Annotated in this window: 4 protein-coding genes; 1 reads left to right on the top strand and 3 read right to left on the bottom strand. The window is 57.8% G+C overall.

Annotated features, from left to right (window positions below; genetic code table 11):
• Positions 1–34 precede the first annotated feature (34 nt).
• Positions 35–595, bottom strand: coding sequence for a hypothetical protein (locus IRZ24_RS17915; RefSeq protein ID WP_297167304.1), 561 nt, complete (start codon positions 593–595; stop codon positions 35–37).
• 259 nt (positions 596–854) lie between these two features.
• The gene (locus IRZ24_RS17910; protein WP_297167301.1) at positions 855–1724 is read right to left on the bottom strand and encodes a class I SAM-dependent methyltransferase; all 870 of its coding nucleotides are present in this window, start codon (positions 1722–1724) and stop codon (positions 855–857) included.
• Positions 1725–2224: 500 nt separating this feature from the next.
• Here IRZ24_RS17910 and IRZ24_RS17905 point away from each other — a divergent pair, with 500 nt between their 5' ends.
• Positions 2225–2419, top strand: coding sequence for a hypothetical protein (locus tag IRZ24_RS17905; RefSeq protein ID WP_297167298.1), 195 nt, complete (start codon positions 2225–2227; stop codon positions 2417–2419).
• Between the two features lie 146 nt (positions 2420–2565).
• On the opposite strand, the gene IRZ24_RS17900 is transcribed toward IRZ24_RS17905, so the two are convergent.
• Positions 2566–3699, bottom strand: a complete 1134-nt coding sequence (locus tag IRZ24_RS17900; protein WP_297167295.1) for a glutathione-independent formaldehyde dehydrogenase — start codon at positions 3697–3699, stop codon at positions 2566–2568.
• Between the last annotated feature and the right edge of the window lie 117 nt (positions 3700–3816).

Here is a 3816-nt window from a genome sequence, read left to right as displayed (position 1 = left end):
GTCTAATTGACAGTGCTTCGGTCCCTATCCCCGGCTAGCTCTCTCGATCTTTCTCATTTCTCCTTTCCTTGTCTAAAATGTCTTCATTAAATATTAAATATGTAATTGTATCCCAGGCATTATGGATACCGATCAGGAGCATGAGCACCGCTGCGGCTCCAATGACGAAGAGCGCAGGCCTGGCATAGTTCGGTAGCGCCAGGCCCGCCCCCAGGAACGAGATATAGGCAAGAGTTGGAAAGATGACATGCCAGACCCAGTCTTCCAGCACAGGCTGATAATGCCTTTGGCGCTGCGCTCGCCGAATCACGATCAGCATGTAGATGACGCCGGCCAGGCCGCCGCAGTTCAACAGCAAGGCGGCCTGCCAGAGCGCTGGCCAGGGTGCGGTAAGTATCAGAGCGACCAGGAGCCCGGCACACAAATGAACCACCGTAGGTGTACCGAAAGCTCCTATCGCCTCTTCACTCTTCTGCCGCATCCTTCTTGATGCCAGGAGTGTCATGACCACGAACATCAAGCCGATCAGAGTAGCGGAGGCCGAACCGATAATCACGTAAAAGTTTTGCCAGGCGCTCTGGAGGGATTCCTGCATGATCTGTTTTCCTCTCTCGCTCGCTCACTCAAAGCAACAGCATTCAAGGCTTCACCGTCTCCCTTTAACCGCCCCCGGCAAAGCGTGGCCTCCCGCCATCCTTCTTGTCTTCACAACGCAGACCCGCCGAATCGCACTCCTTCCAGGAGGCCAGGGCGCCAAGCAGACGAGGCGACAAGGGTTCCGATCACTGGCCCGCCCGCATGAGCATGGTGAGCAATGCAGGCAGGCCAGTTGCTGTAGACGGATGCTTTTCCCTTCAACCGACCGCCTTGGCTGGTTTGTGTCCCCAGGCCGTGACCAGGTTCCAGAGGGCGCAAAAATCTTCCTGTTGCATCTCAGCTAAAGCCAACTGCGCCAGCCGTTCCAGCTCTTCCTTGGTAGCCACGCCCACCTTTACCAGAAAAGGCTGCAGCAGCTCTATGCCGAACAACGCGTCTTTGAAGACAGGATAGTAGGCCTCTGTGCCCATTGACCACTCGATCACACTGGCCCGCAAACGTACCTCCACAAAGCCGGCTTGACGCAAGAGTCGTGCCAGCACCGGCGTAATGCCAATGTGGCGCCCATCCGGTGAAAAGCTCCGGCCCGCCCGTTTCAAGGCCTCTGTGAACAAGGCATTAAAGCGCTCAGAAGCCGGACTGGTGCTCAGCGGCATCTCTCCCTCAGTCAGACGCAGCACGCCGCCCGGCTTGAGCAGTCGCCAGCACTCGCTCAGCAGCCGAGGCCAGGCATCTGGCAGCATGAATCCACTCAGCAGCCGGCCATTGATCAGATCGAAAGAGCTAGCAGGGAAACTGAGCGGCTCCATGACGTTGCCGACCTGAAAGTGGACATTCTCCAGTCCCCGTGACCAGGCCTGGGCGCGCGCGTAAGTGATCACCTGCTGGCTAATGTCAACGCCGATGACCTCGATGCGAGGAAAGGCAAAGGCCAGCTCCAAAGCCCAGCCTCCAGGACCACAAGCCAGATCCAACACCTTTCCCCCGTCGGGCAGCGGGCGCTCCTTGGAAAACTCAGGCAGCAGTCCCCCCATCGCCTCGGTGAGCAGACGGTCCTGCTGCATCAGACGCGCCAATTCGCCAGCATTTTCAGCATCAATCACATAGGTATTGTCGGCTTCCGCCATGTCTCGGCTCCTTTCCGCTCTGGACAGGGAAAACGTATCTCCGCGGGGCATTTGCAGACTACTGCCATCTGTTCCTGACGCTATCACTTCAAGTGTAACAGCAGCAGGCTTTGTAACAAAAGGGGGAACTGGCCACCATGACAGCCTGAGCCTCCTCAACATCACCGCCAGCTTGACTGCAGGTCCAGAGGAAGAGGAAGACGCGCCAGCCTTGAAATCAGCGTTAGTCGCAGGAAATGGTGATCACAATGAAAATTCAAACCACAATAGCAGCAGGTGGGGAGAGAGTCAGCGAGCCTGTTGCTGTTGGAAGCCATACCCTTCCATCGCTAGTGACTAAGCCAGGGTTTCTTTCTCAGCCTGGGTCTGCTATACTCTTACCAATAACCAATAACCCTCTGCCGAGCGGCAATGCTGCTTCAACGTTGCTGCTCAGCCAGGTGGCAACTAATAGGCAAGAGACAAGAGAAGCGACCTGCCTCTCTGGAAAGCAACATCGTATGGTGATCTGGGAACGTCATCTCTGTCCCGATTGCAGCCTGATATGGGAGCGCAATCTAGACGGCGCCTGGCGCTACACCGCGCTGATCGCTGTGCCCCTGCCTGCCGAGCGGCGCTGTCCGCTCTGCGCCAGCCACTTGCAGATCCGGTGGGTGCGTCCCCTGCCCGTGCTACCAGAAACGGATAACGACTAAGGTCAGCCCTGGCCTCTCTCGGCCTCGCCGGCTCTCTGCGCTGGTCTTGACCCCAGGTCGAGCAGAACAGAGGAGGGTGGACGAGAGCCTTGTTTTGGCTCTCACCACCCTCCTTACGCGGTTTTTTGCTGTCTTTGCTGCCCCGCTTAGGGCTTGAGCACAACCTTGGTATAGCCCTCGACACGCTTGTCAAATTTTTCATAGGCTGTCGGGGCATCGTCTAGGGGCACATGGTGCGAAACAATGAAACTGGGCTTGGCCCGTCCCGCAATGATCAAATCACGCAAATAGCGATTGTAGCGCTTGACATTGCATTGCCCTGTGGCCAGGCGTAGACCCTTCTCAAAGAGCTTGCCGAAGGAGATAAGCAGGCGTCCCTCTCTGGCGTGCGGATCAACTCCGCCGGGATCAGTCGGCACATAGAGGCCAGGGATGCCCAACATCCCGGTGGGATTCACGATCTGAATGAGCGCCTCCAGGACTGCCGAAGGGGCCTCTGTCTCCTGACCCGGCTGAATGGCCTGATAGCCAACGGCATCAATGCCCTTGTCAACGCCATCCCCTCCTCGCAGCTGACGGATCTGCTCAACCGGGTCCCCCTTGCCGAAGTCAATGGGGATGGCCCCAATCTCCTCGATCTTCTTCAGGCGCTCCGGCACGCGATCGACGACATAGACCTCGGAGGCGCCCCTCAGCAGGCAGCTATAGGCGGCCATCGCCCCCACCGGGCCAGCTCCGAAGACCACTACGCTCTCCCCGGGCGAGACCTGCGCTAGCTCGGCACCGTGATAGCCCGTGGGGAAGATATCCGCCAGCAAGACAAAGTCATCCTCGTGCTCGTCGCCAGGCGGCAGCTTGAGCGCATTGAAGTCCGCATAGGGTACCCGCAAATATTCTGCCTGCCCACCCGGATAGGGCCCCATCGCTACATAGCCATAGGCACCCCCGGCAAAGCCAGGATTGACGGTCAGGCAGAAGCCGGTAAAGCCGCGCTCGCAGTTCTTGCAGAAGCCACAAGCGACGTTGAAGGGCATCACTACGCGATCCCCTTTTTTGAGAGTGGTGACCGCCGAGCCGACTTCTTCAACAATGCCCAGGTTTTCGTGACCAAAGATGAGACCCGGCGGCGCCGCAGTACGCCCCTCGTACATGTGCAAGTCAGAGCCGCAGATGCAGGTCGAGGTGATGCGGACAATGACGTCGTTGGGATGCTGAATCTTGGGATCAGGGACTTGCTCGACCGCTACTTTAAAGGGTTCTTTGTAGACGACGGCTTTCATCTCTGGCGTCCTTTCTTTCGTCAACGCGACGTCAGCCTGGCCCTCGCCTTGGCCAGGCACGACACTACAACACCGTAGTACAGGCAAAACAACGCCATTTGTCAGACTAAGCAAGCT

The sequence above is a fragment of the Thermogemmatispora sp. genome, from assembly GCF_019683755.1.
Classification (GTDB): Bacteria; Chloroflexota; Ktedonobacteria; order Ktedonobacterales; family Ktedonobacteraceae; genus Thermogemmatispora.
The sequence above is the reverse complement of the archived record's forward strand: the minus strand, read 5'-3'. Positions and strand labels throughout refer to the sequence as shown.

Excerpts from the sequence above, each read along its gene's own strand:
- IRZ24_RS17915 (WP_297167304.1), bottom strand. The coding sequence starts at position 595 with ATGCAGGAATCCCTCCAGAGCGCCTGGCAAAACTTTTACGTGATTATC.
- IRZ24_RS17905 (WP_297167298.1), top strand. The coding sequence starts at position 2,225 with ATGGTGATCTGGGAACGTCATCTCTGTCCCGATTGCAGCCTGATATGG.
- IRZ24_RS17900 (WP_297167295.1), bottom strand. The coding sequence starts at position 3,699 with ATGAAAGCCGTCGTCTACAAAGAACCCTTTAAAGTAGCGGTCGAGCAA.
- IRZ24_RS17910 (WP_297167301.1), bottom strand. The coding sequence starts at position 1,724 with ATGGCGGAAGCCGACAATACCTATGTGATTGATGCTGAAAATGCTGGC.